Here is a 26,038-nt window from a genome sequence, read left to right as displayed (position 1 = left end):
GATCGTCGGTCCGAGCGGGTGGGCCCTCGAGGGCGACCGCTCGCGGGCACGAAAAAAGGGCCCGAGAGTGGAGTCCCGGACCCTTCGCTCCCCGACTTGGACTCGAACCAAGAACCTACCGGTTAACAGCCGATTGCTCTGCCAATTGAGCTATCGAGGATCATCCGACCACCCGGAGGCGATCAGCGCGGTACTACTTTAGCAAACTCTCCGCGAACGCAAAATCGGGCGCGCACTCAGTAGCCGGAGCCCGGGTCGACGCGGCCGACGAACGGCCCGCCGGCGGCACAGGCGGCCACGTTGGCGCGCACGCGCTCGGCCAGGAGCGGCGCGGTGATCTCGGGGGTGTCCGCGCTGTGGGGCGTGATCAGGCATCGGGGCTCGCTCCAGAGCGGATGCCCGTCCGGCAGCGGCTCGGGGTCCGTCACGTCGAGCGCGGCGCCCGCGAGACGGCCTTCGGCGAGGGCCGCGACGAGCGCGTCCGTGTCGACGAGGCTCCCCCGGGCGACGTTGACGAGCACGGCGTGGGCGGGGAGCCGCGCGAGCAGACCCGCGTCGACCATCCGCTCCGTGCCCGCGGTGGCGGCGGCGGCAAGGACCAGCACGTCGGCGTCCGCCGCGGCCTCGGCGAGCCGCGACGCCGGCAGGGTGCGGACCGCGCCCTCCACCGGCTCGTCTCCGCGGCGAACGATCGTCACCCGGCAGTCGAAGACGGCGAGCAGCCGCAGGAGCTCGCGAGCGATCCCTCCTGCTCCGACGATCACCACGGAGGCGCGGTGCAGCGTGACCGCCTTCTTCGGCCCCCACGACGCGGCGCGCGCCCGCTCCGGCAGCGAGCGCAGGAGGGCGAGCACCAGCGCGAGCGCGTGCTCCGCCACCGGCTCCGCGTAGGCGCCCTTGGCGCTGGTCCAGACCACGTCCGCGCGAGACGCGGCGAGCACGGGCGCGAAGACGTCGACGCCGGCCCAGGGCAGCTGCACCCAGCGGATCGACGGGTGCTCCTCCAGCACAGCGGCCAGCTCGTCCGTGCGGCCGTAGGACAGCCAGAGCAGCGCGTCCGGACTCCCGTCGAGTCCGACGACCACTCCCCCGCCCGACTCGACCGCCTCGGCGAACACCGGCTTCGGCCGCGGGAGCACCGCGACGCGCGGGACGGTCACTGGTCGGCCGCCTCGACGCGCTGCGCTCGGGAGGCGTCGAAGCGCTCGTACTCGGCGAAGGCCGCTCCGAGCTCGCGCACGTAGGGGTGCCGGGCCTCGATCAGCACGTCCAGCAGCGGCCCGTACGCGACGACCTCGCCGCCGACGAGCACGGCGATCCGGTCGGTCGCCCGGCTCAGCACGTCGATGTCGTGGCTGACCACGACGGCCGCGAATCCCTCCCGGCGCCGCAGGTCGGCGAGGAGGTCGACGATCGACTCGCGCACCGTCGCGTCGATGCCCGAGGTCGGCTCGTCGGCGATCAGCACCTTCGGCCCGAGCACGAGCGAGCGGGCCACGGCCACGCGCTGGCGCTGGCCGCTGGAGAGCTCGTAGGGGTAGCGGTCCAGCAGGAACAGCGGCAGGTGCACGGAGTCGAGCAGCGTCGCCACCCGCACCGCCGCGGCCTTCGGGTCGTAGTGGCGGTCGCGGAGGAAGATCGGCTCGGCGATCAGCTCCGAGACGGTCAGCTCGGGGCGGAGGGCCGCTCCGGCGTCCTGCGCGAGATGCGCGACGTCGACGGTGAAGCGCTTGAGCTCGCGGGCGGGGAGCGAGCGGAGGCGGTGCCCCGCGACCGTCGCGTCCCCTCCGATGATCACCGGGCGCGTGCGGCCGCCGTCGTGCCCCAGGCCGTCGCCGCCGAGCACGCGCGCGAGCGTGGACTTGCCCGAGCCGCTGCCGCCGAGGATGCCGAGCACCTCCCCCGGCTCCACGCGGAGGCTCACTCCCCGCAGCGCCGTCCACCGGCGGCTGATGCCGCGCGGCGGGTACTCGACGCTGAGGTCGTCGACGACGATGGGGGCTGGATCCTCGGCGGTCCGGCTCACGCCCGGCGCTCCGCCTCGACGATGCTGCGCAGGAGCTCGCGCCTCGAGGCCTGCTCGACCGGGTCGGGCACGGGCAGGGAGGCGAGCAGGCGCTGCGTGTAGGGGTGCTTCGGCGCGGCGAGCACCTCGGCCCCCGTCCCCTCCTCGACCAGCTCGCCGCGGTAGAGCACCGCGATGCGGTCGGCGAGCAGGTCGACCACGGCGAGGTCGTGGCTGATGAACAGCGAGGCGAAGCCGAACTCGCGCTGCAGCTCGGCGAACAGCTCGAGCACGCGGGCCTGCACCGACACGTCGAGCGCCGAGGTGGGCTCGTCGGCGATCAGCAGCTTCGGCTCGAGGGCGAGGGCCCGGGCGAGACTGGCGCGCTGGCGCTGGCCGCCGGAGAGCTCGTGCGGGTAGCGGTCGCCGTAGGAGCGGGGCAGCTGCACCGCCTCCAGGAGCTCGTCGACGCGCGAGCGCGCCCCGGCGGCGTCGCCGGCCCGTCCGTGCACGATCAGCGGCTCGGCCACGCACTCCGCGATGGTGAGCAGCGGGTTGAAGCTCGACGCCGGGTCCTGGAACACGAAGCCGATGTCGCCGCGGACCGGCCGGAAGGCGCGCTCGCGGATGCCGCGCATCTCCTTGCCGAGGACCTTCAGCGACCCGCCGGTCACCGGCGTCAGACCCGCGATGGCGCGCCCGATGGTGGTCTTGCCCGAGCCGCTCTCGCCGACGAGGCCCAGCACCTCGCCCGCTCGGATGCGCAGCGAGACGCCGTCGACCGCGACGAAGCCGGGACGGCCGAGCCGGCCGGGGTACTGGATCCGCAGGCCCTCGGCGGCGACGAGCGTCTCGGCCTCGGGGGCCTCGGCGCGCTCGACGGCGCGAACGCGGGCGCGCTCGACGCCCTGGCCCACGTGCGGAACGGCGGCGAGGAGCTTCCTCGTGTACTCGGCCTTCGGCGCCGAGAACAGCTCGGAGACCGTCGCCTCCTCGACCAGCTCGCCCTGGTACATCACGGCGACGCGGTCGGCCAGATCGGCGACGACGCCCATGTTGTGGGTGATCAGCACGATCGAGGTGCCGAACTCGTCGCGGCACCGGCGGAGCAGGTCGAGGATCTCGGCCTGCACGGTCACGTCGAGCGCGGTGGTCGGCTCGTCCGCGACGATCAGGCCGGGATCCAGGACCAGGGCCATCGCGATGACGACGCGCTGCTTCTGGCCGCCCGAGAACTGGTGCGGGTAGTAGTCGACCCGCTTCTCCGGCTCCGGGATGCCGACGGTGCGCAGGACGTCGATCGCGCGCTTGCGCGCCTCCTTCTTCGAGACGGAGCCGTGAGCGCGCAGTCCCTCCGCGATCTGCCAGCCCACCGTGAAGACCGGGTTGAGGGCGGTTCCCGGCTCCTGGAAGACCATGGCGACGTCGGTGCCGCGCAGCTCCCGGAGGCGGGCCTTCGGCACGGAGACGACATCGGTCGCCGCGCTGCCGTCCTTCTTCGAGAGCAGGACCACCCCGGAGGCGGTGGCCGTCTCGGGCAGGAGGCCGAGGATGGTCTTCGCGGTCACGGTCTTGCCGCTGCCGGACTCGCCGACGATCGCCAGGACCTCGCCGCGCTCGACGCGCAGGCTCACCCCGGCGACGGCGCGGACGGCGCCGCGGTCGCTCGCGAAGGCGACCTCGAGGTCGGTGATGTCCACGATCGGGCGCGCTGAGGCGTCCCGGACGATGCGCTGGTCGCTCATCGCGTCTCCTCCACTCCGGCGACGGGGTCGTGCCCCGGCGTCTCCAGGCCGTCGGCGGCGAGGACGCCGCCCGGCACGACGGACGTCGCGGCGACGTCGCCGGCACCGGCGGCCACCGCGCGCCGACCGCGCAGGCGCGGGTCGGCGAGGTCGTTCAGGCTCTCGCCCACGAGGGTGATGCCCAGCACCACGAGCACGATCGCCAGGCCCGGGAAGACCGAGGTCCACCAGATGCCGCTCGTGACGTCCGACAGCGCCTTGTTGAGGTCGTAGCCCCACTCCGCGGCCGACGTCGGCTCGATGCCGAAGCCGAGGAAGCCCAGGCCCGCGAGGGTCAGGATCGCCTCGGAGGAGTTCAGCGTGAAGATCAGCGGCAGCGTGCGCGTCGCGTTCCGCAGGACGTGGCGGAACATGATCCGCGGCGTCGACGCTCCGATGACCTTCGCCGACTCGACGAAGGCGTCGCCCTTGATCCGCACTGTCTCGGCCCGGATCACGCGGAAGTACTGCGGGATGTAGACCACGGTGATCGAGACCGCCGCGGCGAAGATGCCGGCCCAGAGGTTCGACTGCCCTCCGGAGATGACGATCGACATCACGATCGCCAGCAGCAGGGTCGGGAACGCGTAGATCGCGTCGCAGATCACGACGAGCACGCGGTCGAGCCAGCCGCCGAGGTAGCCGGAGACGAGGCCGAGGAAGACGCCGAGGAAGATGGACAGGACCACGGCGACGACGATCACGAGGAACGCGGTCTGCGCTCCCCAGATCACTCGCGAGAGGACGTCGTAGCCGCCCACGGTGGTGCCGAGCAGATGCTCCGCGCTCGGCGGCTGCTGCGCGCCGAACGACTCGCCGCCCGAGCGCAGCTGCGAGTATCCGTAGGGCGCGATGAGGGGCGCGAACAGGGCCACCAGCAGGAACGCGCCGGTGATGATCAGGCCGGTGACGAGCATCCCCCGCTGGAGACCGACGCTCTGCCGGAGCTGGTGGACGACCGGCAGGCGGTCGACGAGGCGGCGGCGCGGACGCGCCGGGGAGGTGGTGCTCATGCTCAGTACCTCACTCGCGGGTCGATGAGCGCCGCGATGACGTCGACGATGAAGTTGGTCAGCGCCACGATGACGGCGAGCAGGGCGACGATGCCCTGCACAGCCACGAAGTCGCGGGCCTGGAGGTACTCGGCGAGCTGGAAGCCGAGGCCCTTCCACTCGAAGGTGGTCTCGGTGAGGACGGCGCCGCCGAGCAGCAGGGCGATCTGCAGGCCGATCACGGTGATGATCGGGATGAGCGCCGGCCGGTAGGCGTGGGTGCGGACGAGCCGGAACTCGCTGACGCCGCGCGAGCGCGCCGCGTCCACGTAGTCGGTGCCGAGCGTGCCGATCACGTTGGTGCGCACCAGGCGCAGGAAGATGCCCGCGGTGAGCAGGCCCAGTGCGACGGCGGGGAGCACCGCGTGAGAGAGCACGTCCGAGATCGCGGCCGGGTCGCCGGTCTGGATCGCGTCGATCAGGTAGATGCCGGTCTTGTTCTCGAGGAACTGGAGCGAGAGCTCGGTGCTCGTCGAGGCGCGCCCGGCGACGGGGAACCACTTCAGCCAGACGGAGAACACCAGCTTCAGCAGCAGGCCCGCGAAGAACACCGGAGTCGCGTAGCAGAGGATCGCGAAGATGCGCAGCACCGCGTCGGGGGTGCGGTCGCGGTGGTAGGCGGCGAGCATCCCGAGCGGGATGCCGACCAGGAACGCCACGATCAGGGCGTAGAAGGCGAGCTCGACCGTCGCGGCGCCGTAGGTGAGGAGCACCTCGGTCACGGGGCGGTTGTCGCTCAGAGTGGTGCCGAAGTCGCCGGTCAGCAGCTTGCCGAGGTACTCGAGGTACTGCACGATCAGCGGCCGGTCGTAGCCGGCGGCGGCCACACGCTCGGCGAGCTGGTCCGCGGTCAGGCGGCCGCCGAGGGCCGCCGTGATCGGGTCGCCCGTGGAGCGCATGAGGAGGAACACCAGCGTCACGAGGATGAAGACGGTGGGGATGATGAGCAGGAAGCGGACGAGCAGGTAGCGCCCGAGTCCGCCCCCGGAGCCGCGCGGTCGCCGGGTGGGCGCCGTCGCCGCAGCCGTCGTGGCTGTCGTCACGTGATGCCTTTCGTGGAGAACGGCCGGCGCCTCCTGTCGGGGAGGCGCCGGCCGCGAGGGGGTGGATCAGCCCTTGCTGAGTGCCGCGTAGCGGAACTTGAACGAGGCGTCGAGGGTGTCCTCGGCTCCGCTCACGGTGCTGCCGACGACCGCGACCTGCGAGCCCTGCAGGTAGGGGACGGTCGAGAGCTGCGCCGCGACCTTCTCCTGGATCTGCTCGATCAGCGCGGTGCGCGCGTCGGCGTCGGTGGTCGAGACCTGCTGCGCGATCAGGCTCTGCACCTCGGCGTCGTCGAAGTGGTTCGCGAGGAAGTTCTCCTTGATGAAGAACGGCGAGAGGTAGTTGTCGGCGTCGGAGTAGTCGGGGAACCAGCCGAGCTGGTACGCCGGGTAGACGTCGCTCGAGCGGTCCTTCGAGTACTGCACCCACTCCGTGGTCTGCAGGTTCACGGTGAAGAGGCCGGTCGACTCCAGCTGGTCCTTGATCAGCGCGTACTCGTCGCCCGAGGACGGACCGTAGTGGTCGTTCGAGTACTGCAGGTTCAGGGTGACCGGAGCGGTGACGCCGGCGGCCTCGAGGGTCGCCTTCGCCTTGTCGGCGTCGGGCGCGCCGTTGCCGTCGCCGTAGAGCGACTTGAGCGGCTCGACCGCGCCGGTCAGGCCGGCGGGGACGTAGGAGTAGAGGGGGTTGTAGGTGCCCTTGTAGACCTGGTCGGCGATCTCGTCGCGGTCGATCAGGTCGGCGACGGCCTGGCGCACGGCGAGGGCCTTGGCGCTGTCGGCCTCACCGGTCGTCGCGCCGAAGGGCTGGGTGTCGAAGTTGAAGACGATGTAGCGGATCTCGCCTCCGGGGCCGTCCACGACCTTGACCGTGTCGTTGCCGCGGAGGTCGTCGATGTCCGTCGCCGAGAGGCTGCGGAACGCGACGTCGATGTTCCCCTCCTGGATGTCCAGCTTGAGGTTGGACGAGTCCGCGTAGTACTTGACGTTGACGGTGTCCGTCTTCGCCTCGCCGAGAACGCCCTGGTAGTCCGGGTAGGCCTTGTACTGGATGAGGTTGTTCACGTCGTAGTTCGCGATCGTGTACTGGCCGGCGAAGGCGTCGCCCGAGACGATGTCGGCGTCCGCGGTCAGCTCGTCGGCCGAGAAGACCTCCTCGTCCACGATCGGGCCGGCGGGGCTCGAGAGGATCTGCGGGAAGGTCTGGTCGTTCTCGGACTTCAGCGTGAAGACCACGGTCGTGTCGTCCGGAGCCGCGACGCTGTCGAGGTTCGCCAGGAGCGAGGACGGGCCGTTCTCGGCCGCGATGCCGACCTGGCGGTCGAAGGAGAACTTCACGTCGGAGGAGGTGAGGTCGTGGCCGTTGGCCCACTTCAGTCCCTCCTTCAGCTTCACGGTGTACTCCGTGGGAGCGGTGAACTCCGCCGACTCGGCGATGTCGGGCTCGACGTCCGGGCTGCCGTAGGGGGTGTTCATCAGGAACGGGAACACCTGGTTCATCACGGCGAACGAGCCGTTGTCGTAGGAGCCCGCGGGGTCGAGCGTCGTGATCTTGTCGGTGGTGCCGATGGTCAGGGCCCCTCCGGCGCTGCCGCCGGACGAGTCGTTCCCGCCGGCGGCGCAGCCCGTCAGCACGAGCGCGACCGCGGCGAAGCCTGCGGCGGCGGCAAGTGCACGGGTGCCGCGAGTGGATGCGGAATTCATCTCCGTCTGCCTCTTCCTGTCAAGGATGGGATGCGGGCGCGCTCCGGGCGCGCGGACTCTCGGCGCACAGATCTCCTGTGGGCTGTGGCGTCACGACACTGGACGCCCGCATTGCTGTTCCTCATAGGTAACACAGTTGGAAGCGCTCTCCGAACCGGCACGGGCGTGCGGCCGATTTCTTCACACGACCGCAACACGCTCACTCCGTGCGCAGCGCCCGCTTCTCGCGCTCGAGCTCGACCAGGCGCACCTGCACCGCGCGCGCCATCACCGGATCGGCGGACGCGCGCTGGAGCGCCCCGCGCAGCTCGGCGATCTCGCGGAGCAGATCGCGCTCGATGAGCGAGATCGCCACGTCCCGGGAGTAGCGGGCGAGCCCCTCCTCGTCGGCGGCCGGGATCGGCGCCACCGCGAGCTGGCGCACCAGCGAGGCGAAGGGGCCGGGGACGTCGTCGGCGACGTGCTCGACCCAGTCGCGGTCCTCCGCCCGCTCGAGGTTCGCGACCACGGCGTCGCGGACCACGCGGAGGGTCTCGTTGGTGACCGCCGCGTGCGCCGCCCTGGCCAGGAGCTCCGGACCCATCGCCTGCGGAAGCTGGAGCATCGCCATCAGCGCCTCGCGCTCGATGCGCGTGACGACGTCGACGGGGAGGTCGGCGATGCGCGCGCCGAGGGGCGCCTCGGCCGCGGACGATTCGCCGCCGCCCCGCCCGCCCTGCTGGTCGCGGCCCTCGGGTCCGGAGGAGCGGGGCCGGGATCCGGCGGAGCGAACGGCGGAGTTGACCTCGGCCATGTCCAGGCCGAGCATCCGGGCGAGCTCGCGGGAGTAGCCGGGCCGCAGCGCCGGGTCGCGGATCTCGGCGACGACCGGGGCGGCCGCGCGCAGGGCCGCGATCCGGCCCTCGACCGTCTCGAGGTCGTAGCGGTCCAGCAGCTGCCGGATCACGAACTCGAACATCGGCTTCTTGTCGTCGATGAGGCGGCGGACGGCGTCGTCTCCGCGGTTCAGGCGGAGGTCGCAGGGGTCCAGGCCCTCGGGCGCGACGGCGACGAAGGTCTGCGCGGCGAAGCGGTGCTCCTCCTGGAACGCGCGCATCGCGGCCTTCTGGCCCGCCGCGTCGGGGTCGAAGGTGAAGACGACCTCGCCGACGCCGCTGTCGTCGCCCAGCACCCGGCGCAGCACCTTGATGTGGTCGACGCCGAAGGAGGTGCCGCAGGTGGCGACCGCGGTGGTGACGCCGGCGAGGTGGCAGGCCATGACGTCCGTGTAGCCCTCGACGACGACCACCCGGTGCCCGCGGGAGATGTCCCGCTTGGCGAGGTCGAGCCCGTAGAGCACCTGGGACTTGTGGTATACGGGCGTCTCGGGGGTGTTGAGGTACTTGGGGCCCTTGTCCTCCTCGAGGAGGCGGCGGGCGCCGAAGCCGACGGTCTGGCCGGTCACGTCGCGGATCGGCCAGACGAGGCGGCCGCGGAAGCGGTCGTAGACGCCGCCGCGGTTGTTGCTGCTGACCAGGCCGGCCGTGGTCAGCTCCTCCTCCGAGAAGCCGCGGCGCTTGAGCGCGGTCGTGAGCCCGTCCCAGCCGTCGGGTGCGAAGCCGACGCCGAAGCGGTCGGCGGCGGCGCGGTCGAAGCCCCGCTCGCCGAGGAAGCGCCGACCGATGTCGGCGCCCGGGGTCGCGAGCTGCTCGCGGAAGTACTCCTCCGCGGCGTCGTTCGCGGCGAGGAGGCGCGCTCGCCCGCCGGTCTCGGGCGCGCGGCCGTCGCCGTCCTCGTACTGCAACGGGAAGCCGATCCGCCCGGCGAGGCGCTCGACGGTCTCGCTGAACGAGCTGTGGTCCATCTTCATGACGAAGCTGTAGACGTCGCCCGACTCCTGGCAGCCGAAGCAGTGGTAGAAGCCGGCCTGCGGGCGGACGTGGAAGCTGGGGCTGCGCTCGTCGTGGAAGGGGCAGAGGCCCTTCAGCGAGCCGATGCCGGCCGACTTCAGCGTGACGTACTCGCCGATCACGTCGCCGATGTTCACCCGCGCCTTGACCTCCTCGACATCTGACTGTCGGATCCGAGGCATGGGGTCCATCGTATCGGCCGCCGGAGCCGCCGAGCCGGGGTGGGGCGAACTGCACCAGGGCGGCGCGGATCACCCCGAGACCTGTGATCCACCCGCACCCCGAGATCAGGGTCATCCCTGATCCGCACCCGCCCGCCGTCTCCGAGAATCGACCCATGCCCCCTGCCGCCTCCGGCCCGCCTCTCCTGCGTGCTCTGCTCGTCGCCCTGCTCGGCGGTCTCGTCCTGGGCGGGCTCACCAGCCTGCTGCAGGGCTCCCTCCCGCCGTCGGTGAGCTCGTTCGCCAACTCCTCCGGGGGCTGGTCCATGCTCGTGTTCGCGCTCGTGCGCCTCGGCGGCGCCCGACCGGCAGCGGGGGCCGCGCTCGGCCTGCTGAGCTTCTGGGCGCTTCTCGAGGGCTACGACCTGGTGACCGCGGCGCGCGGCTTCGGCTACTCGCCTCCCTTCACGGGCGTCTTCTGGCTGCTCGCCGTCCCCGCCGGGCCGATCCTGGGCGCCGCCGCCGCGCTCACTCTCCACGGCTCGAGGACGTGGCGCGTCCTGGCTGTCGCGCCGCTCTCGGGCGTGCTGATCGGCGAGGGCGTCTGGGCGCTGGGCGCGGTCGCCGACACCACGAGTCCGGTGTACTGGTGGCTCCAGATCGTCCTGGGCGCGGGCTTCCTCGTCCTGGCCGTCGTGCGGAGGAGGCCGCGGGCACTCGTCTCGCTCGCGGCGCTCGGCGTCACCGCGGCGGCCGCCGTCGCCTTCTTCGTCGTCTACTCCGCGCTGTGAACCGTTCGAGAGGGTCGTCGCGGACCCTCCGCGCACTCGCGGTTTCCGCCCTCCTCCTGGCCCTCGCCGGGTGCACCACCACCGCGGACGCCCCGGTCGCGCCGCCGTCGTCCGCCTCCGTGCCGTCGTCGGCGTCCTCCGCCACCCCTCCTCCGATCGACGTCTCCGCCGAGCTGGCCGTGCTCGAGAACGAGTTCGACGCCCGGATCGGCGTCAGCGCCGTCGACACCGGCTCGGGTCGCCGGGTCGATCACCGGGCCGACGAGCGCTTCGGCTTCGCCTCGAGCCTCAAAGCCCTCGCCGCGGCGGAGTTCCTGCGCACCGTCCCCGCCGCCGAGCGGGACGAGGTGGTCACCTGGACCGTGGCCGACGTCGAGGCGGCGGGCTACTCCCCCGTCACGGAGGAGAGCACCGCCACCGGCCTGCCGCTGTCGCAGCTCGCCGAGGCGGCCGTCCGCCGGAGCGACAGCACAGCGCTGAATCTCGTCCTCCGGCGCCTCGGCGGACCCTCCGCCCTCGACCGAGGACTGGAGGCTCTCGGCGACACCACCACCGAGGTGGTGAACGAGGAGCCCGCTCTGAACACGATCGAGCCCGGCAGCATCGACGACACCACCACCCCGGCCGCATTCACGGCGGACCTCGTCGCGGTCGCCACAGGTGACGTGCTGTCCGCGGAGGACCGGGCACTCCTGCTCGACTGGATGAGCGGCAACGCGACCGGCGACACTCTCGTCCGGGCGGGCGCTCCGGCCGGCTGGAGCGTCGCGGACAAGTCCGGGGGCGCCGGCGGGATCCGCAACGACGTCGCCGTGGTGACGCCTCCCGGGCGGGACGCGGTCGTGCTGTCGATCCTCTCGTCGCGCAACGACCCCGAGGCGGACTACGACGACGCGCTGGTCGCCCGAGCCGCGGCCGTCGTGCTGGGAGCCCTGCGGTAGCGTCCGCCCGGCGTCAGCAGTGCCGGTTCACGTAGCCCGGTGCGCCACGGGGGACGACGTCGCGGTCGCGGAGGGTGACCGAGATGCTCCGGCCCTGCGCGGCGCAGGCCTCGGAGTAGGCGGACCGGCCGTTGTCGGTGTACTCGATCTCGTAGACCTGGCGCCCGTAGACGTCCGTGTACGCCGCGCACTCGTCGTAGACCTGGCACTCCTCGACGACGGCGAAGTCGAAGCCGACCGTCCTCTTCCCGGCAGCGGCGAGGTCGGCTCCGTTCTTCTGGCCGATCGCCAGGCCGGAGCGGTGAGCGCGCGCCGTCAGGAGGGTGGCGAACGCCAGCGCCTGCGACTTCGTCAGCCTCCCGCCCGAGCGGGTGTAGCTGTCCAGATTGTCGGCCTCGACGGCGTCGAAGCCGTCCTCGGCGCAGCCGTCGATCCAGGCGCCGACGATCGCGAGCAGAGCGGTCCGCTTCGCGGAGGTCGAGACGTCGAAGAGGTACTCGTCCGGCCAGCCCGGATCGGCGAGGGGCTTCCCGTCCGCTCGCCTCACCAGGAGCTCGGGGTGCCGCTTCGCGAAGGCGGCGCTCTCGCCGGGCTGGGTCTGGAAGGCGTTCACGTAGCAGATGCTGTAGCGGCCGGCGGCGGGCGCGTCCGTGCGGTCGCGGTCGACGATGGTGACGCTCGACGCCGGAGCGTAGGCGCCTCCCAGCTGGTAGTCGAGGACGCCGTTCGCGGGAGGGAGCAGCGGTGCCGCCGAGGCCGCGGCGGGCTGGATCAGCAGCAGCCCCGCGACGACCAGGGCGAGGAGGCCGAGCCGGGGCCGACGCGGCCTCATCCGGGAGCTCCCGGCGTGCGCCCTGCGGCTCGCACGCCCGTGGCCGCCGGCAGCGCGCCGAGTGCGAGCTCGCCGATGACCGCGATGCGGTCCGCCGGTGCTCCGTCGCGGGCCTGCGTCGACATCCCGCTGAGCACGGCGACGACGAAGGCGGCGACGGATCCGGCGTCCGTCTCCGGCGGCACGTCGCCCTCCTCGATCCCGCGCTCGACTCGTGCGGCGACGAGCGCCTCCATCTCGCGGCGACGGGCCTCGAGCCGCGGCTCGCTCAGCACGAAGCAGCCGGCAGGAGTGCCGGGCGCGGAGTACCCCTCCGCACTGACTCGGACGACGGCGGCGACGGCCTCGCGCGCCGTCGGCCGGTGCGAGTACAGCATCGGCTTGCTCATCCCCGACCGTGCCGCGATGCGGTCGACCGGCGCTCCCGCCAGCCCGTGCGCCGCGAACTCCTCCGTCGCCGCCTCGAGGATCCGCTGCCGTGTCCGCTCCGCTCCCACGCCCTCACCGTACCCGCCGCCCCGCGCCCCTCCGCGCCTCGCGGTGCGGTGCCCTCCCCGCCCTCCGAGCCGACCGTCCGACCCGCACACCAGCACATCGCCTCAGACGACGCACCCGGCTCCCTGGAACCCACCACCCCGACAAGCCGACCGCGGTGACGCCTGGCGGTGACCGGCGTGCACCGGCACCGCTGAACGGCCGATCCGCGTGCCAGCGGATCGCCCCAGGCGGACGCACCCCGCTCCACGAATCGCACCACGTCGCCAAGCCGACCGCGCCACGCCGGGCAGGGACCGGCGTGGAATCGAGCACCGCCGACCGCGCCGAGCCGGGCAGAGACCGGCGTGCCACCGGCACCGCCGAACGGCCGATCCGCGTCCCAGCGGATCGCCCTAGGCGGACGCACCCCGCTCCCTGGAACGCACCACCTCGACAAGCCGACCGCGGTGACGCCAGCAGGGACCGGCGGCACAGCTGAGCCGGGCGCCGCCCGGCTCAGCGCATCAGCACAGCCTCTCGAACCAGGCGAGGGCGCTCTGGTCGGTGAGGTTGGCGACCTGGTCGACGACGACGCGGCGGCGGGCGTCGTCGTCGGGGGCGGCGTGCCAGTCCTCGGCGAAGCCGGGCTCGAGGGTTCCCGGGCCGCGGTCGAGGAGGGTGTCGGCGAGGCGGGTGAGGACTTCGCGCTGCTGGGTGTAGATGGGCTGGCGGGTGTTCCGCGACATCACGAACGTCGCGACGATCCCCTTGAGCACGGCGATCTCGGCCTGCTGCTCGCGGGGGACGACGACGTGGCCGCCGAAGCGGACGAGGTCGGGGTGCTGGTACGCCTCGCGGGTGGCCTCGGTGGCGGCGGCGGCGAAGCGGCCGATGAGCTGGCTGGTGAGGTTCTTGAGCCGGGCCTGGTCGCGGCGGGAGCCGTCCCAGGAGGAGACCCACACGTCGAGCGAGTCGAGACGGTCGAAGGCGGCGACGAGCTCGTCGTGTCCGACCTCCCCGCCGACCCAGGAGTGCATCGACTGCACGAGGTCCTCGTGGTCGGCGCGGGAGCCGAGTGCTTCGACGTCGATGTAGCCGGAGACCACCGCGTCCTCGAAGTCGTGCACGGAGTACGCGATGTCGTCCGAGAGGTCCATCACCTCGGCCTCGATGCAGCGCACCCCCTCGGGGGCGCCCTCGCGCATCCAGGCGAACGCGGGAGCGTCGTCGGCGTAGAACCCGAACTTGGCGCGCCCCGACGGGTCCGCGACCGAGCGCGTGTCGGGCCAGGGGTACTTGCAGCTCGCGTCGATGCTGGCGCGGGTGAGGTTCAGCCCGTAGGGGCGGGCGTCGTCGCCGAACACCTTCGGCTCGAGCCGCGTGAGCAGCCGGAAGGTCTGCGCGTTGCCCTCGAAGCCGCCGATCCCCTCGGCCCAGGTGTTGAGCGCGCGCTCGCCGTTGTGCCCGAACGGCGGATGCCCGATGTCGTGCGCGAGGCAGGCCGTGTCGACGACGTCGGGGTCGAGGTCGAGGCTCGTGGCGAGCTCCCGGCCGATCTGCGCCACCTCGAGCGAGTGGGTCAGGCGGTTGCGCGCGAAGTCGACGCCCGCCGTGGGGCTGAGCACCTGGGTCTTCGCGGCCAGGCGGCGGAGCGCGCTGGAGTGGAAGAGCCGGGCGCGGTCGCGGGCGAAGTCGGAGCGGCGGGTCGAGTGGTCCTCCGGCAGGAATCGCTCGGTGTCGACGAGCGAGTACCCCCAGAGCGCGCGGTCATCCACCGCTGTTGTGGATCTCGGCGGCCGAGACCGCGTCGCGCTGCCCGGCGTCGAGCTCGCGGGACTCGAGCCAGCGGTCCGGGAGAGAGGGGACCTTGGGCGAGCCGGCGCGGCCCCGCTGCCCCTCGGCCGCCTCGCCTGGATAGGGCTGCGTCCAGTCGAGCGTCGCCAGGAGCTCGTCGAGCTGCGCGAGCGACTCGACGGTGGCCAGGCGAGCGCGGAGGTCGCCGCCGACGGCGTAGCCCTTGAAGTACCAGGCGACGTGCTTGCGGATGTCGCGGCAGCCGCGCTCCTCGCTCTCGAAGAAGTCGACGAGCAGCTCCGCGTGGCGGCGGAACGCCTCGGCGACCTGTCCGAGCGAAGGGCGGAACCGCTCGTCGGAGCCGGCGAACGCGGCGGCGAGGTCGCCGAAGAGCCAGGGGCGCCCGAGGCAGCCGCGACCGACGACGACTCCGTCGCAGCCCGTCTCGGCCATCATCCGCAGCGCGTCCTCGGCCGACCAGATGTCGCCGTTGCCCAGCACGGGCACGCTCGTGACCGTCTCCTTGAGCGTGGCGATCGCCGACCAGTCGGCGTGCCCGCTGTAGAACTCGGAGGCGGTGCGCGCGTGCAGCGCGATCGACGCGACCCCGGCGCCCTCGGCGGCACGGGCGGCCTCGAGGTAGGTGAGGTGGTCCGGGTCGATGCCCTTGCGCATCTTGACGGTGAGCGGGACGTCGCCGGCGGCCTTCACAGCGCCCTCGACGATCTGCCGGAACAGCGGGAGCTTCCACGGCAGGGCCGCTCCCCCGCCCTTCCGGGTGACCTTGGGCACGGGGCAGCCGAAGTTGAGGTCGATGTGGTCGGCCCGGTCCTCGGCGACGAGCATGGTGACCGCCTCGGCGACCGTGACCGGGTCCACTCCGTAGAGCTGGATCGAGCGCACCGACTCGCTGGGGTGGTGGCGGATGAGGCGCATCGACTCCGGCGTGCGCTCGACGAGCGCGCGGGAGGTGATCATCTCGCTCACGTAGAGGCCGTTGCCGAACTCGCGGCAGAGGCGGCGGAACGCCGTGTTGGTGATGCCCGCCATGGGGGCGAGCACCACCGGCGCGTCGAGTTCGAGGGGGCCGATCCGGAGCGCCGGCGCGGTGCGCGCGGGCGGGGCGGCCGTGAGAGTGGAGGACATCGGTATCGATTCTCCCAGATCCTGTGTTGGGGAAGGCGGAGTGACGAGCAGAGAGGTGGAGAGATGAACGGGAGCACACCTGTGGAGGACGGTTCGCAGCGGCTGGAGGCGGACGCGTCCGCCCGCGGCCTGGCGGTCGAGATCGTGGGGAGGCCCGCTGCCGGCAGCCTGCACGAGGCGGCCGCGCTGCTCGGCATCGAGCCCGGCGACATCGTGAAGTCGCTCGTGGTGAAGCGCCACGACGGCGGCTACCTGTTCGCCCTCGTCCCCGGCGGGCGGCAGATCGCGTGGCCGAAGCTGCGCGCGGTGGTCGGAGTGAACAAGCTCCGCCTCCCGGACGAGACGGCCGCCCTCGAGGCGACCGGCTACCGGCGCGGCACCATCACCCCGATCGGCTCCACGACGGACTGGCCGGTCTACGCCGACGAGCGGATCCTCGGCCGCCGCGTGGCGATGGGAGCCGGCGCCGACGGGCGCAGCGCCTTCGTCGACGCGGACGCCCTCGTGGCCGCCTACGGCGCGACCGTGGCCGACATCACCGTGGAGGAGCCTCCGCGCTGATCGGCGGCACCTCGGCCTGCGGTTCCGCTTCCGTGGCCGGCGGCACGGCGCAGACGCCGTCCTCGCACAGCGGCACGCCGGAGTCGCCCAGCATCTCGAACGGCCCGCTCACGCGACGGCCGCCCGCTGCTCCAGCACGTGCTCGAGGACCTCGGTGAACGCCGCCGGCTCCTGGGCGCCGGAGACGCCGAAGCGCCCGTCGAGGACGAAGAACGGCACCCCCGAGATCCCGTACTCGCGGGCCTGGGCGATGTCGGACTGCACCCGCCCGAGGTAGCGCCGGTCCTCGAGAGCGCGGCGCGTCTCCGCCGGGTCGAGCCCGACCTCGCCGGCGAGCGAGGCGAGCACCTCCGGATCGGCCAGGTCGCGGCCCTCGACGAAGTACGCGCTCAGGAGACGCTCGACGAGCTCGAGCTGCAGTCCGTTCTCCTTGGCGTGGTGGAGCGCCTGGTGGGCGGTGACCGTCTTGACGTGGCGCACCGACTCGAAGTGGTAGTCGAGGCCGACGCTCGCCGCGATCGCCGTGACGGAGTCGAGCATCTGCTGCGCCTGCGCCTCCGGGATGCCCTTGTGCTCGGCGAGGAACGCCGCCTCTCCCCCGCGGTAGTCCTCCGGCGTGTCCGGCGAGAGCTCGAAGCTGCGGTACTCCACGACGACCTCCGGAGCCTCGGGGTGCGCGGCGCGGAAGGCCTCGAGCCCGCGCTCGAACCGGCGCTTCCCGATGTAGCACCAGGGGCAGGCGATGTCGGACCAGACGTCGACGGACAGGGGGCTCGGCTCAGCACTCACCCCCAGGACAACGGAGGGGGCGCCCCGCTATTCCCGCAGCACGCGGACGAGCTCGTCCACGTCGGACTCGTCGTTCCAGAGGTGGAAGGCGATGCGGAGCCGGCCGCCGCGGCCCGAGACGCGCAGACCCGCGGCCTGCAGCAGCTCCAGGTCCGCTCCCCCCTCGTCCGGCCAGGACACCAGCGCCCGGTGCTGAGGCTCCCGGTCCAGCCGCTCGCACAGCAGGTCGCCGAGGCCGGAGGCGTGCGCCCAGACCGCGTCGAGGTCGAGCGAGCGGAACAGAGCGAGCGACGCCTCGGCGCCGGCGAACGCCTGCCAGGCCGGCGAGACGTCGAAGCGGCGGGCGTTCTCGGCCAGGTGCATGGCCGGTCCGTAGCAGGACGACCACACGTCCTCCCCCGAGTACCAGCCCGCCTGCACGGGGACGAGCTCGGCCGCGTAGTCGGGCGAGACGGTGAGGAACGCCACTCCGCGCGGCGAGCACAGCCACTTGTAGGCGTGGGTGAGGGTCGCGTCGAAGCGGGAGGCGTCGACCGGCAGGACGCCGGCCGCCTGCGTGAGGTCGCACGCGGTCCGCACTCCGTGGCGCGCGGCCGCCTCGAGGACGGCGTCGAGATCGGCGAGCGCTCCGCTGCTGGACTGCACGGCGGAGAAGACGACGAGGTCGTCCCCGTCGTCGACGGAGTCGGCCAGCGCCTCGAGCGCGACGGAGCGCACGGTCACTCCGCGGTGCGCCTGGGCGAGGAAGGGGAACACGATGGAGGAGAAGTCGCCGTCCACGCAGAGCACGCGGGCCCCGTCGGGCAGCGAGGCGGCGAGCACGGCGGCCATGGCGGAGGTCTGCGAGCCGATGGCGACCCGGTCGACCGGAACGCCGGAGATCGCGCCGAACGAGGCACGCGCGCGCTCGGCGACAGCGCCGTAGGCGGCGGCCGTGCTCTCCCCGGACGACCAGCCGTCGAGGTCCGCCCGCAGCGCCTCGACGGTCTCCCGCGGCGGCAGGCCGACGGTGCAGGCGTTGTGGTAGCCGCGGGCACCGGCGAAGCGCACGCGCAGGTCGGCGGAGTTCGGCAGTGCGGTGCTCACCTCTCGAGGATGACGCTCCGGAGCCGGATCGCCAAGACCGGGGAGCGACCGGGCGCGTCGGCGGCGGGCCCGGTCAGCGGGCGGCGAGGGCGTGCGCCTGCTCGAGCACGGCGACGACCTCGCGGGCCTCGCGGACGTCCACCGGCGAGGGAACGCCGTCCAGGAGCGACCGCGCGACCTGCTCGAGGAACGCGGCGTATCGTCCCCGCTCACTCGGCACGGGGTGTGCGCCGGAGTCGTCGACGAGGACGCCCCATCCCTCCGGCGCGACCTCGCCGAAGCCGTCGTCGTCCGGTCGGGCGCCGCCGGTGCGGAGCGCGGTCTCCTGCGGATCGAGACCGTCGACGCTGAAGGCGGCGCGGGTGCCGAGCACGCGGAAGCGGGGGCCGGTCGCCCGGGCGACGCGGCTCATGGTGAGGTGGGAGCGGACGCCGCTGTGATGCAGGAGCGAGACGAACGCGTCGTCCTCGCTCGCCGAGCCCTCGTGGACGGTCCGGGTCTCGGCCGCCGTGACGACCGCCGGGCCGAACAGCAGCAGCGCTTGGTCGACCAGGTGGCTGCCGAGATCGAAGAGGATCCCGCCGCCCTCGGCCGGACCCGTCTCGCTCTGCCACCGACCCGTCTTCGGCGCGCTCCAGCGCTCGAAGGTCGACTCGAAGCGGAGGACCTCGCCGAGGACCCCTTCGCCCAGGAGGCGGCGGAGCGTGAGCAGATCGGCGTCCCAGCGCCGGTTCTGGAAGACGAAGACGGGCGCACCGCTCCGCTCGGAGGCGGCGATGATCGCGTCCGCGTCGGCCGCGCTCGGTGCGAAGGGCTTGTCGATCACGACGGCGACGCCGGCCTCGAGCACCCGGACGGCCTGCTCCCGGTGCACCGACGGCGGCGAGGCAAGCACGACCAGCTCCGGCCGCTCGGCGAGCACCGCGTCGAGGTCGGGCACGATCCGGGCGTCCGGATGCGCGGCGGCGGCCGCGGCCCTCCGACCGGCGTCGCGGGTGGAGACGGCGACGACCTCGAACGCCGGGTCGGCCGCGAGGAACGGACCGTGGAAGACGCTGCCGGCGAGCCCGAAGCCGACGATCCCGGCCCGGATCACGAGGAGGCCCCCGGCACGTCGACCGCGCCGCCGAAGCGGCGGGAGCGGCCGGAGTAGTGCTCGATCGCGTCCCAGAGGTCGGTCCGCGTGAAGTCCGGCCAGAGCCGGTCGAGGAACACCATCTCGGCGTAGGCGCTCTGCCAGAGCAGGAAGTTGCTGGTGCGCTGCTCGCCGGAGGAGCGCACGAAGAGGTCGACGTCCGGCATCTCGGGCACGTAGAGCGCCCGGGCGATCGTCTTCTCGGAGATGCCGGAGGGCTTGAGCCGCCCCGCCTGGACCTCGGCGGCGAGCCGCTGCACCGCGTCGGCGATCTCGGTGCGCCCGCCGTAGTTGACGCACATGGTGAGGGTGAGCACGTCGTTGTCCGCGGTCATCCGCTCGGCGAACTGCAGCTCGTTGATCACCGACGCCCACAGGCGCGGCTTCCGGCCGGCCCAGCGGATGCGCACGCCCCACTCGTTGAGCTGATCGCGGCGGCGGTGCAGCACATCGCGGTTGAAGCCCATCAGGAAGCGCACCTCCTCGGGCGAGCGCTTCCAGTTCTCGGTCGAGAACGCGTAGACGCTGAGGTGCTTCACGCCGATCTGGATCGCTCCGGCCACGACGTCCAGCAGCGCCGTCTCGCCGCGCTTGTGCCCCTCGATCCTCGTCAGGCCGCGGGAGTTCGCCCAGCGGCCGTTCCCGTCCATCACGATGGCGACGTGCCCCGGAACGGCCTTCCGCGGGATCGCGGGCGGGTGGATCCCGGTCCAGTCGAGAGGGCGGTACGGCTCGGCGTCCTTGTGGGTGAAGGGCTTCATCGGGTGACGTGCTCCAGGGATCTCAGACCGCGTTCGAGATGGAACTGCGTGTAGGCGGCGACCACTCCGCTCGCCCGCGACCGCGTGGTCGGCTCGGTGGTCTCGGCATGGGCCCAGTCTCCCGTGAGCAGTGCGCCCAGCAGGACCACGACCTCCGGAGCGACCCGCGGTGCGCCGGGCGGCGTGCAGTCGGCGCAGACGACGCCTCCGAGCTGCACCACGACCGCGCCGTGGGGCCCGGGAGCGCCGCAGCGCGCGCAGTCCTCGAAGCTGGGCGCCCAGCCCGCGATCGAGAGCGCCCGCAGGAGGTAGGAGTCGAGCGTCAGCACCGGCTCGTGCTCGTGCTTCGAGAGCGAGCGCAGGGCCCCGACGAGCAGCAGGTACTGCTGCAGGGAGGCGTCCGCGTCGGTGAGGCGGTCCGCCGTCTCGACCATCGCGCTCGCCGCCGTGTAGCTGTCGTAATCGGCGGCGATCAGCGCACCGTAGGCGCCGAGCGACTCGGCCTGCGTGACGATGTCGAGGCTCCGGCCCTCGTAGAGCTGGAGGTCGGCGACCATGAACGGCTCGAGCCGCGAGCCGAACTTGGAGCCGGTCTTGCGCACGCCCTTCGCCACCGCGCGGATCTTGCCGTGGCTGCGCGAGAGCAGCGTCACGATGCGGTCGGCCTCGCCCAGCTTGTGCGTGCGGAGCACCACGGCTTCGTCGCGATAGGTGGGCATCCTCCGATTATCCCCCCGACCCCCGACACCCGGCTGGCAGCCCGGCCGGAGCAGGGCCCGCGCCGTGGAACGATGTCCGGGTGGCAGCCTCCCTCTTCGAGATCCCGGCCTGGGCCGACCTGCTCGCGATCGCCATCGGCTGCCTCCAGGGCGCGATGTTCGCGGGCGAGTTCCGCGACCGCCGGATCGACCTGCTCGGCGTCACGATCATCGGCACGGCCACCGGCCTCGGCGGCGGCGTGCTCCGCGATCTGCTGCTCCAGACGCCCCTGGTGGCCCTGCACACCGACGCGTACCTGATCGTCGCGGTGACCGCCTCCCTGCTCGGGATGCTGCTCCAGCACCTGCTGAACCGGGTCGACGGGACGATCACCGCCCTCGACGCGCTGACCCTCGGGCTCTTCGGCGCGATCGGCACCACGAAAGCCCTGTCGCTCGGCGTGCCGGAGGTGCCGGCCGTGTTCGTCGGCACCGTCTCGGCCGTCGGCGGATCCGTCGTCCGCGACATCCTGCTGAACCGGCCGATCGCGCTGATGCACGTCGGCTCGCTCTACGCGGTCGCCGCCTCGGTGGGCACCGGCGTCCTGGTCCTCGCGCTGCGCTTCGGAGTGACGATCGACTTCGCCGCGCCGCTCGCGGTGGGCGTGACCACGGTCATCCGCCTGCTCGCGGTCCGCTACGGCTGGAGCCTGCCCGAGCAGCGCGCGCTCAGCGGGGTGCCGCGCCTGCGCTGGCGCCGCCGGACCTAGCGGCGGCCGACCCGGACGCAGGGAGCGGAGTCCCGCGCGGTCCGCGCACGGGAACGCCGGGGGAGCCGCGACGCATCACGGCTCCCACGGCGGGGATCGGGCCCGATCAGGCGGAGGCGCCGGCCAGCTCGCGGACCGGGACCTCCTCGCGCAGGGCGCGGTTGACGGCCGAGACGATGGCCTTGAGGGAGGCGGTCGAGATGTCGGCGTCCACGCCCACGCCCCACAGGGTGCGGCCGTTCACCGTGCACTCGACGTACGAGGCGGCCAGCGCGTCGCCGCCGGCGCTGAGCGCGTGCTCGACGTAGTCGAGGACCCGGACCTCGACGCCCTGCTGCTCCAGCACGGCCTCGAAGGCGTTGATCGGGCCGTTGCCCCGCGAGCTGGCCGAGACGCGCTCGTCGCCCACCCGGAGGACCGCGTCCAGCGCGATGCTGCCGCCCAGATCGCTCGACGTGTTCGTGCGCAGCAGCTCGAAGCGGCCCCACTTCTCGTCGGCGCGCTCGGCGGGCGCCGGCAGGTACTCGTCCTGGAACACCGTCCAGATCTGCTCGCTCGTGACCTCGCCGCCCTCGGCGTCGGTCTTGGCCTGCACGACGCCCGAGAACTCGATCTGCAGTCGGCGCGGCAGGTCGAGCGCGTGGTCCGTCTTCAGCAGGTACGCGACTCCGCCCTTGCCGGACTGCGAGTTGACGCGGATGACCGCCTCGTAGGAGCGGCCCAGGTCCTTCGGGTCCACCGGCAGGTAGGGCACGGCCCAGGTGAGCTCGTCGACGCTGCGGCCGGTCCGCTCGGCCTCGGCCTGCATCGCCTCGAAGCCCTTCTTGATGGCGTCCTGGTGCGAGCCGCTGAAGGCGGTGAAGACCAGGTCGCCCGCCCAGGGGCTGCGCTCGGGCACGGGCAGCTGGTTGCAGTACTCGGCGGTGCGCTTGATGCCGTCCATGTCGCTGAAGTCGATCTGCGGGTCGATCCCCTGGGTGAACAGGTTCACGCCCAACGCGACCAGATCGACGTTGCCGGTGCGCTCGCCGTTGCCGAAGAGGCAGCCCTCGATCCGGTCGGCACCGGCCAGGTAGCCCAGCTCGGCCGCCGCCACGGCCGTGCCGCGGTCGTTGTGGGGGTGCAGCGACAGCACGATGTTCTCGCGCTGCGCGAGGTTGCGGCTCATCCACTCGATCGAGTCGGCGTAGACGTTCGGGGTGGCCATCTCGACGGTGGCGGGCAGGTTCAGGATGACCTTGCGCTCGGGAGTCGGCTCGAAGACCTCGACGACCCGGTCGCAGATCTCGCGGGCGAAGTCGAGCTCGGTGCCGGTGTAGCTCTCGGGCGAGTACTCGTAGTAGACGGCCGTGCCGGGGACGGTCGACTCCATCTCGCGGCACTTGCGGGCGCCGGCCAGCGCGATGTCGATGATGCCCTGACGGTCCTTGCGGAACACGACCTCGCGCTGCAGCACGCTCGTGGAGTTGTAGAGGTGCACGATCGCCTGGCGCGCGCCGCGGATCGACTCGTAGGTGCGCTCGATCAGGTGGTCGCGGGCCTGGGTCAGCACCTGGATGGTGACGTCCTCGGGGATCGCGCCCTCCTCGATGAGGCTGCGCACGAAGTCGAAGTCGGTCTGGCTCGCGCTCGGGAACCCGACCTCGATCTCCTTGTAGCCCATCCGGACCAGCAGATCGAACATGATGCGCTTGCGCTCGGGGCTCATCGGGTCGATGAGCGCCTGGTTGCCGTCGCGGAGGTCCACGGCGCACCAGCGGGGCGCGGTCGTGATGCGCTTCGACGGCCAGGTGCGGTCGGGCAGGTCCACGGCGATCAGCTCGTGGAAGGGACGGTACTTGCCGATCGGCATGGGCGACGGCTTCTGGTTGTTCAGCATGAGGTGCTCTCCCGGCGCAGTGGTGCGCACGTGTCTGTTCTCGCTCGTGACCGATCCCGCTCGCGTGCGGCTCCGCTGGTGGGCGGTGCCGGTCGGGCGGTCTCGCGGGGATCCGGATGCGGATCGACCTCGCGGGCGAGGGATGGTTCAGCCGACGACGGACTCCGCGACGAGGATGGCCTGAGGATCAGATCTCGTCGCGGCGGAGAAGGAGGAGCTGTCCGAAGCGCACCCGGTCAGGGTAGCACCGCCCCCGCGGCACGTCACCCCGGCGTCCCGCTCTAGGAGACCAGGCCGTTCTCGTAGGCGTAGACCACCAGCTGCACGCGGTCGCGCAGGCCGAGCTTGCCGAGGGTGCGGCTGATGTGCGTCTTCACCGTCGCCTCGCTCAGGAACTCGGCGCGCGCGATCTCGGTGTTGCTCATCCCCCGCGCGGCCAGGTGGAAGATCTCGCGCTCGCGGTCGGTGAGGGTCGCGAAGGCGGGCGGGGTCTCCCGTCCGCTGCCCGCCGCTCCGAAGTGCTCGAAGAGCTCGCGGGTCGCGGAGGCGGCGACCACGGCGGTCCCCGCGTGCACGGTGCGGACGGAGGCGAGGAGGAAGCCGGGCTCCGTGTCCTTCAGGAGGAAGCCGCTCGCGCCCGCCCGGATGGCGCGCGCGGCCGCCTCGTCGAGGTCGAAGGTGGTCAGCACGAGGATGCGCGGAGGCTCGACCCGCCGCTCCTGCGCGTCCGCGAGGATCCGCCGGGTCGACTCGATCCCGTCGACGCCCGGCATCCGGATGTCCATCAGCACGACGTCGGGGGCCAGCCGCGCGACCAGCTCCGCGCCCTCCGCCCCGTCCGAGGCCTCCCCGACCACCTCGAGGTCGGGCTGCGAGCCGAGCAGCATGCGGATGCCGGCGCGGAAGAGGGCCTGGTCGTCGACGAGGACGAGGCGGATGGTGTCGGTCATGCGGGGCTGCCTCCGGAGGCGAGGGGTGGGGCGGTGCGGGCGAGGGACGGGGAGGAGGGCAGGCGCGCGTCGACGACGAAGTCGTCCCCGACCGGGCCGGCGGCGAGCACTCCCCCGACGAGCGCGGCGCGCTCGCGCATGCCGACCAGGCCGTGGCCCTCGCCCGGCAGGGAGTCGCGCTCGACGTCGGCGCACCGGGCGTTGCGCACGGTCAGGGCGAGCTCGCCGCCGTCCTGGCGCAGGGCGATGTCGAGCGGCGAGCCCGGGCGGCCGTGGCGGAGAGCGTTCGTGGTCGCCTCCTGGGCGATGCGGTACAGGGCCAGACCGACGGCGCGCGGCACCGCCTCCAGGTCGACGGCGAGCTCGGCGCGGACGGGGGCTCCGGCTCCGCCCACGCTGTCGAGGAGGGCCGGCAGGTCGCGGGCGCCGGGCTGCGGGCCGTCGCTCTGCGAGTGCCGCAGCTGGGCGAGGAGCACGCGCACGTCGCCGAGGGCGTCCCGGGCGACGGAGGAGATGGTCAGCAGCGCGGCGTCGGTCTGCTCGGGGCTGGTGGCGCCGAGGTAGCGCGCGCCGTCGGCCTGCGCGATCACGACGGCGAGGGAGTGGGCGACGACGTCGTGCATGTCGCGGGCGATCCGGTTGCGCTCCTCCACGGTGTCGAGCTCGCGCTGCGCCCGCGCGCGCTCCTGCTCGGCCTGCGCGCGCAGGGTCTGGCCCTCCCGCGCCCGGCGGACCGAGCGGGAGAGCAGTCCGATGGTCCAGGAGAGGCCGAGCGTCGCGAGGATCCCGCCGAAGGTGGCGCCGGCCGACAGCAGGCCGTCGTAGGCGCTCGCGACGAGGTCGAAGACGAGGACGAGGTAGACGACGGCGACCACGGCGCCGAGGACGGCCGACACCGCGCCCGCGTTCCGCACCCGCCGCGACTCCGACGCGCCGGCGCCGAAGAGGACGGCCAGGATGGCCAGATCCGCGGGTCCGGGAGCGAGGCTCGCGCTCATCTGGAGGGCGGCACCGGCCCAGGCGATCGAGAGGGCGAGGACCGGGGACCGCCGGTGCAGCACCAGCGCGACCGCGAGCACGCCCGCGACCAGCAGCTGCATCGCGCCGTCCACCCCGGCGAACGGGAGGCCGGCGACGAGGAGGAGCACCAGCGCCTGACCACCGGCGACCCCCACCGCGAAGGGGTCCTGCGGACCGGCGACCCGGGTCAGCAGCGCGTCGATCCGATCGCCCGCGAGGACCGGCGCCCGCAGCGCGTTGAGGTACACGAGGACCTTCGCCGCACCGAGCACGGAGGCGACCGCGAGGGCGACCAGGGCGAGGACCACGAACTCCACGCGCGCCGGGAGCCCGGACGGATCGAGCGGGCCGGAGAGGCCGAGCGCGACGGTGACGCCGCCGATCCCGGCGAGGATCAGGCCGCCCGCGAGCGCCAGGGCACGGGTCCAGGGGCCCACCCGGCGGGTCGTCTGCCAGAGGACGACCAGGCCGACGAGCACCCCGTCGACGGGGACGCCGCCGAGCAGGACGCCTCCGTCGGCGAGCGCGCCGACCGCGACGAGCGAGGGGGCGAGCGCGGGCAGGAATCCCGCGACGGCGAGGGCCAGCGCGAGCACGAGGCCGCCGGCGATCCGCTCGGTCGGAGTGACCCCGGTGAGCCCGAGCAGGAGATGGAGGGCGGCGAGCAGCGCCCCGGCGATCGGCAGGGCCGCCGGTCGGTCGAGGAGGGCGTGCACGAGGACCACGCTACGGGTCCGCGCGCCCGAAGGCGTCGTCCTGGAGGGTGACCG

At 72.8% G+C, this 26,038-nt stretch carries 23 protein-coding genes and 1 tRNA gene; 4 read left to right on the top strand and 20 right to left on the bottom strand.

Annotated features, from left to right (window positions below; translation table 11 throughout):
• Positions 1-87 precede the first annotated feature (87 nt).
• From C5B95_RS01825 to dnaG, 8 genes are all read right to left on the bottom strand, one after another.
• A tRNA-Asn gene (locus tag C5B95_RS01825) sits at positions 88-160 on the bottom strand.
• Positions 161-236: 76 nt separating this feature from the next.
• Entirely contained in the window at positions 237-1,160 is a 924-nt protein-coding gene (locus tag C5B95_RS01820; protein ID WP_258059733.1) for an NAD(P)-dependent oxidoreductase, read from the bottom strand.
• The gene (locus C5B95_RS01815) at positions 1,157-2,026 is read right to left on the bottom strand and encodes an ATP-binding cassette domain-containing protein (RefSeq protein WP_104348343.1); all 870 of its coding nucleotides are present in this window, start codon (positions 2,024-2,026) and stop codon (positions 1,157-1,159) included. Before C5B95_RS01815 ends, C5B95_RS01820 begins: the two co-directional genes overlap by 4 nt.
• A complete protein-coding gene (locus tag C5B95_RS01810; RefSeq protein ID WP_104226684.1) occupies positions 2,023-3,750 on the bottom strand; it encodes an ABC transporter ATP-binding protein in 1,728 nt (575 codons plus the stop codon). Before C5B95_RS01810 ends, C5B95_RS01815 begins: the two co-directional genes overlap by 4 nt.
• Complete coding sequence (locus C5B95_RS01805; protein WP_104348342.1) at positions 3,747-4,802, bottom strand: ABC transporter permease; 1,056 nt, start codon at positions 4,800-4,802, stop codon at positions 3,747-3,749. Before C5B95_RS01805 ends, C5B95_RS01810 begins: the two co-directional genes overlap by 4 nt.
• A gap of 2 nt (positions 4,803-4,804) precedes the next feature.
• A complete protein-coding gene (locus tag C5B95_RS01800; RefSeq protein WP_104223444.1) occupies positions 4,805-5,884 on the bottom strand; it encodes an ABC transporter permease in 1,080 nt (359 codons plus the stop codon).
• A gap of 66 nt (positions 5,885-5,950) precedes the next feature.
• Entirely contained in the window at positions 5,951-7,588 is a 1,638-nt protein-coding gene (locus C5B95_RS01795) for an ABC transporter substrate-binding protein (RefSeq protein ID WP_104348341.1), read from the bottom strand.
• 199 nt (positions 7,589-7,787) lie between these two features.
• Positions 7,788-9,659 (bottom strand): DNA primase, encoded by a 1,872-nt coding sequence (gene dnaG, locus C5B95_RS01790; protein ID WP_104348340.1) that lies wholly within the window; start codon positions 9,657-9,659, stop codon positions 7,788-7,790.
• 155 nt (positions 9,660-9,814) lie between these two features.
• On the opposite strand from dnaG, the gene C5B95_RS01785 reads away from it, so the two are divergent.
• Positions 9,815-10,429, top strand: coding sequence for a DUF6518 family protein (locus tag C5B95_RS01785; RefSeq protein ID WP_181067968.1), 615 nt, complete (start codon positions 9,815-9,817; stop codon positions 10,427-10,429).
• Complete coding sequence (bla, locus tag C5B95_RS01780) at positions 10,426-11,370, top strand: class A beta-lactamase (RefSeq protein ID WP_104348339.1); 945 nt, start codon at positions 10,426-10,428, stop codon at positions 11,368-11,370. The genes C5B95_RS01785 and bla overlap by 4 nt, the downstream gene beginning before the upstream one ends.
• A 13-nt stretch (positions 11,371-11,383) precedes the next feature.
• On the opposite strand, the gene C5B95_RS01775 is transcribed toward bla, so the two are convergent.
• The 4 genes from C5B95_RS01775 to dusB form a co-directional block, all read right to left on the bottom strand.
• The gene (locus C5B95_RS01775) at positions 11,384-12,202 is read right to left on the bottom strand and encodes an endo alpha-1,4 polygalactosaminidase (protein WP_104267559.1); all 819 of its coding nucleotides are present in this window, start codon (positions 12,200-12,202) and stop codon (positions 11,384-11,386) included.
• Positions 12,199-12,699 carry a TetR family transcriptional regulator gene (locus C5B95_RS17770; protein WP_181067967.1) on the bottom strand — a complete coding sequence of 167 codons (501 nt, stop codon included), beginning with the start codon at positions 12,697-12,699 and terminating at the stop codon, positions 12,199-12,201. The genes C5B95_RS01775 and C5B95_RS17770 overlap by 4 nt, the downstream gene beginning before the upstream one ends.
• Positions 12,700-13,203: 504 nt before the next feature.
• Complete coding sequence (locus C5B95_RS01765; RefSeq protein WP_104348337.1) at positions 13,204-14,454, bottom strand: deoxyguanosinetriphosphate triphosphohydrolase; 1,251 nt, start codon at positions 14,452-14,454, stop codon at positions 13,204-13,206.
• Positions 14,447-15,619 carry a tRNA dihydrouridine synthase DusB gene (gene dusB, locus C5B95_RS01760; RefSeq protein WP_104223437.1) on the bottom strand — a complete coding sequence of 391 codons (1,173 nt, stop codon included), beginning with the start codon at positions 15,617-15,619 and terminating at the stop codon, positions 14,447-14,449. Before dusB ends, C5B95_RS01765 begins: the two co-directional genes overlap by 8 nt.
• A gap of 63 nt (positions 15,620-15,682) precedes the next feature.
• Between dusB and C5B95_RS01755 the strand changes: the two genes are divergently transcribed.
• Complete coding sequence (locus tag C5B95_RS01755; protein ID WP_104348336.1) at positions 15,683-16,180, top strand: aminoacyl-tRNA deacylase; 498 nt, start codon at positions 15,683-15,685, stop codon at positions 16,178-16,180.
• A 108-nt stretch (positions 16,181-16,288) separates the two neighbouring features.
• Here the strand turns inward: C5B95_RS01755 and C5B95_RS01750 are convergent, their stop codons facing one another.
• From C5B95_RS01750 to recO, 5 genes are all read right to left on the bottom strand, one after another.
• Positions 16,289-16,969, bottom strand: a complete 681-nt coding sequence (locus tag C5B95_RS01750; RefSeq protein WP_104238217.1) for a DsbA family protein — start codon at positions 16,967-16,969, stop codon at positions 16,289-16,291.
• Between the two features lie 27 nt (positions 16,970-16,996).
• A complete protein-coding gene (locus C5B95_RS01745) occupies positions 16,997-18,055 on the bottom strand; it encodes an aminotransferase class V-fold PLP-dependent enzyme (RefSeq protein WP_104348335.1) in 1,059 nt (352 codons plus the stop codon).
• A gap of 73 nt (positions 18,056-18,128) precedes the next feature.
• Positions 18,129-19,151 (bottom strand): Gfo/Idh/MocA family oxidoreductase, encoded by a 1,023-nt coding sequence (locus tag C5B95_RS01740; RefSeq protein WP_104348334.1) that lies wholly within the window; start codon positions 19,149-19,151, stop codon positions 18,129-18,131.
• Complete coding sequence (locus C5B95_RS01735; protein WP_104238220.1) at positions 19,148-19,951, bottom strand: isoprenyl transferase; 804 nt, start codon at positions 19,949-19,951, stop codon at positions 19,148-19,150. Before C5B95_RS01735 ends, C5B95_RS01740 begins: the two co-directional genes overlap by 4 nt.
• Positions 19,948-20,670: a DNA repair protein RecO gene (gene recO, locus C5B95_RS01730; RefSeq protein WP_104223431.1), complete on the bottom strand. Its 723-nt coding sequence runs from the start codon at positions 20,668-20,670 to the stop codon at positions 19,948-19,950. Before recO ends, C5B95_RS01735 begins: the two co-directional genes overlap by 4 nt.
• An 80-nt stretch (positions 20,671-20,750) precedes the next feature.
• On the opposite strand from recO, the gene C5B95_RS01725 reads away from it, so the two are divergent.
• The gene (locus tag C5B95_RS01725; RefSeq protein WP_104223430.1) at positions 20,751-21,419 is read left to right on the top strand and encodes a trimeric intracellular cation channel family protein; all 669 of its coding nucleotides are present in this window, start codon (positions 20,751-20,753) and stop codon (positions 21,417-21,419) included.
• Positions 21,420-21,525: 106 nt separating this feature from the next.
• Here the strand turns inward: C5B95_RS01725 and leuA are convergent, their stop codons facing one another.
• The 3 genes from leuA to C5B95_RS01710 all read right to left on the bottom strand — a co-directional run bounded on the left by leuA (position 21,526) and on the right by C5B95_RS01710 (position 25,984).
• Positions 21,526-23,298 carry a 2-isopropylmalate synthase gene (gene leuA / locus C5B95_RS01720; protein WP_104238221.1) on the bottom strand — a complete coding sequence of 591 codons (1,773 nt, stop codon included), beginning with the start codon at positions 23,296-23,298 and terminating at the stop codon, positions 21,526-21,528.
• Between the two features lie 281 nt (positions 23,299-23,579).
• Positions 23,580-24,248: a response regulator transcription factor gene (locus C5B95_RS01715; RefSeq protein ID WP_104234459.1), complete on the bottom strand. Its 669-nt coding sequence runs from the start codon at positions 24,246-24,248 to the stop codon at positions 23,580-23,582.
• Positions 24,245-25,984 (bottom strand): sensor histidine kinase, encoded by a 1,740-nt coding sequence (locus C5B95_RS01710; protein ID WP_146076474.1) that lies wholly within the window; start codon positions 25,982-25,984, stop codon positions 24,245-24,247. The genes C5B95_RS01715 and C5B95_RS01710 overlap by 4 nt, the downstream gene beginning before the upstream one ends.
• Between the last annotated feature and the right edge of the window lie 54 nt (positions 25,985-26,038).

The organism is Rathayibacter sp. AY1A7 (assembly GCF_002930845.1).
In the GTDB taxonomy this organism is placed as follows: Bacteria; Actinomycetota; Actinomycetes; order Actinomycetales; family Microbacteriaceae; genus Rathayibacter.
This window is presented reverse-complemented; position numbering and strand designations above follow the sequence as displayed.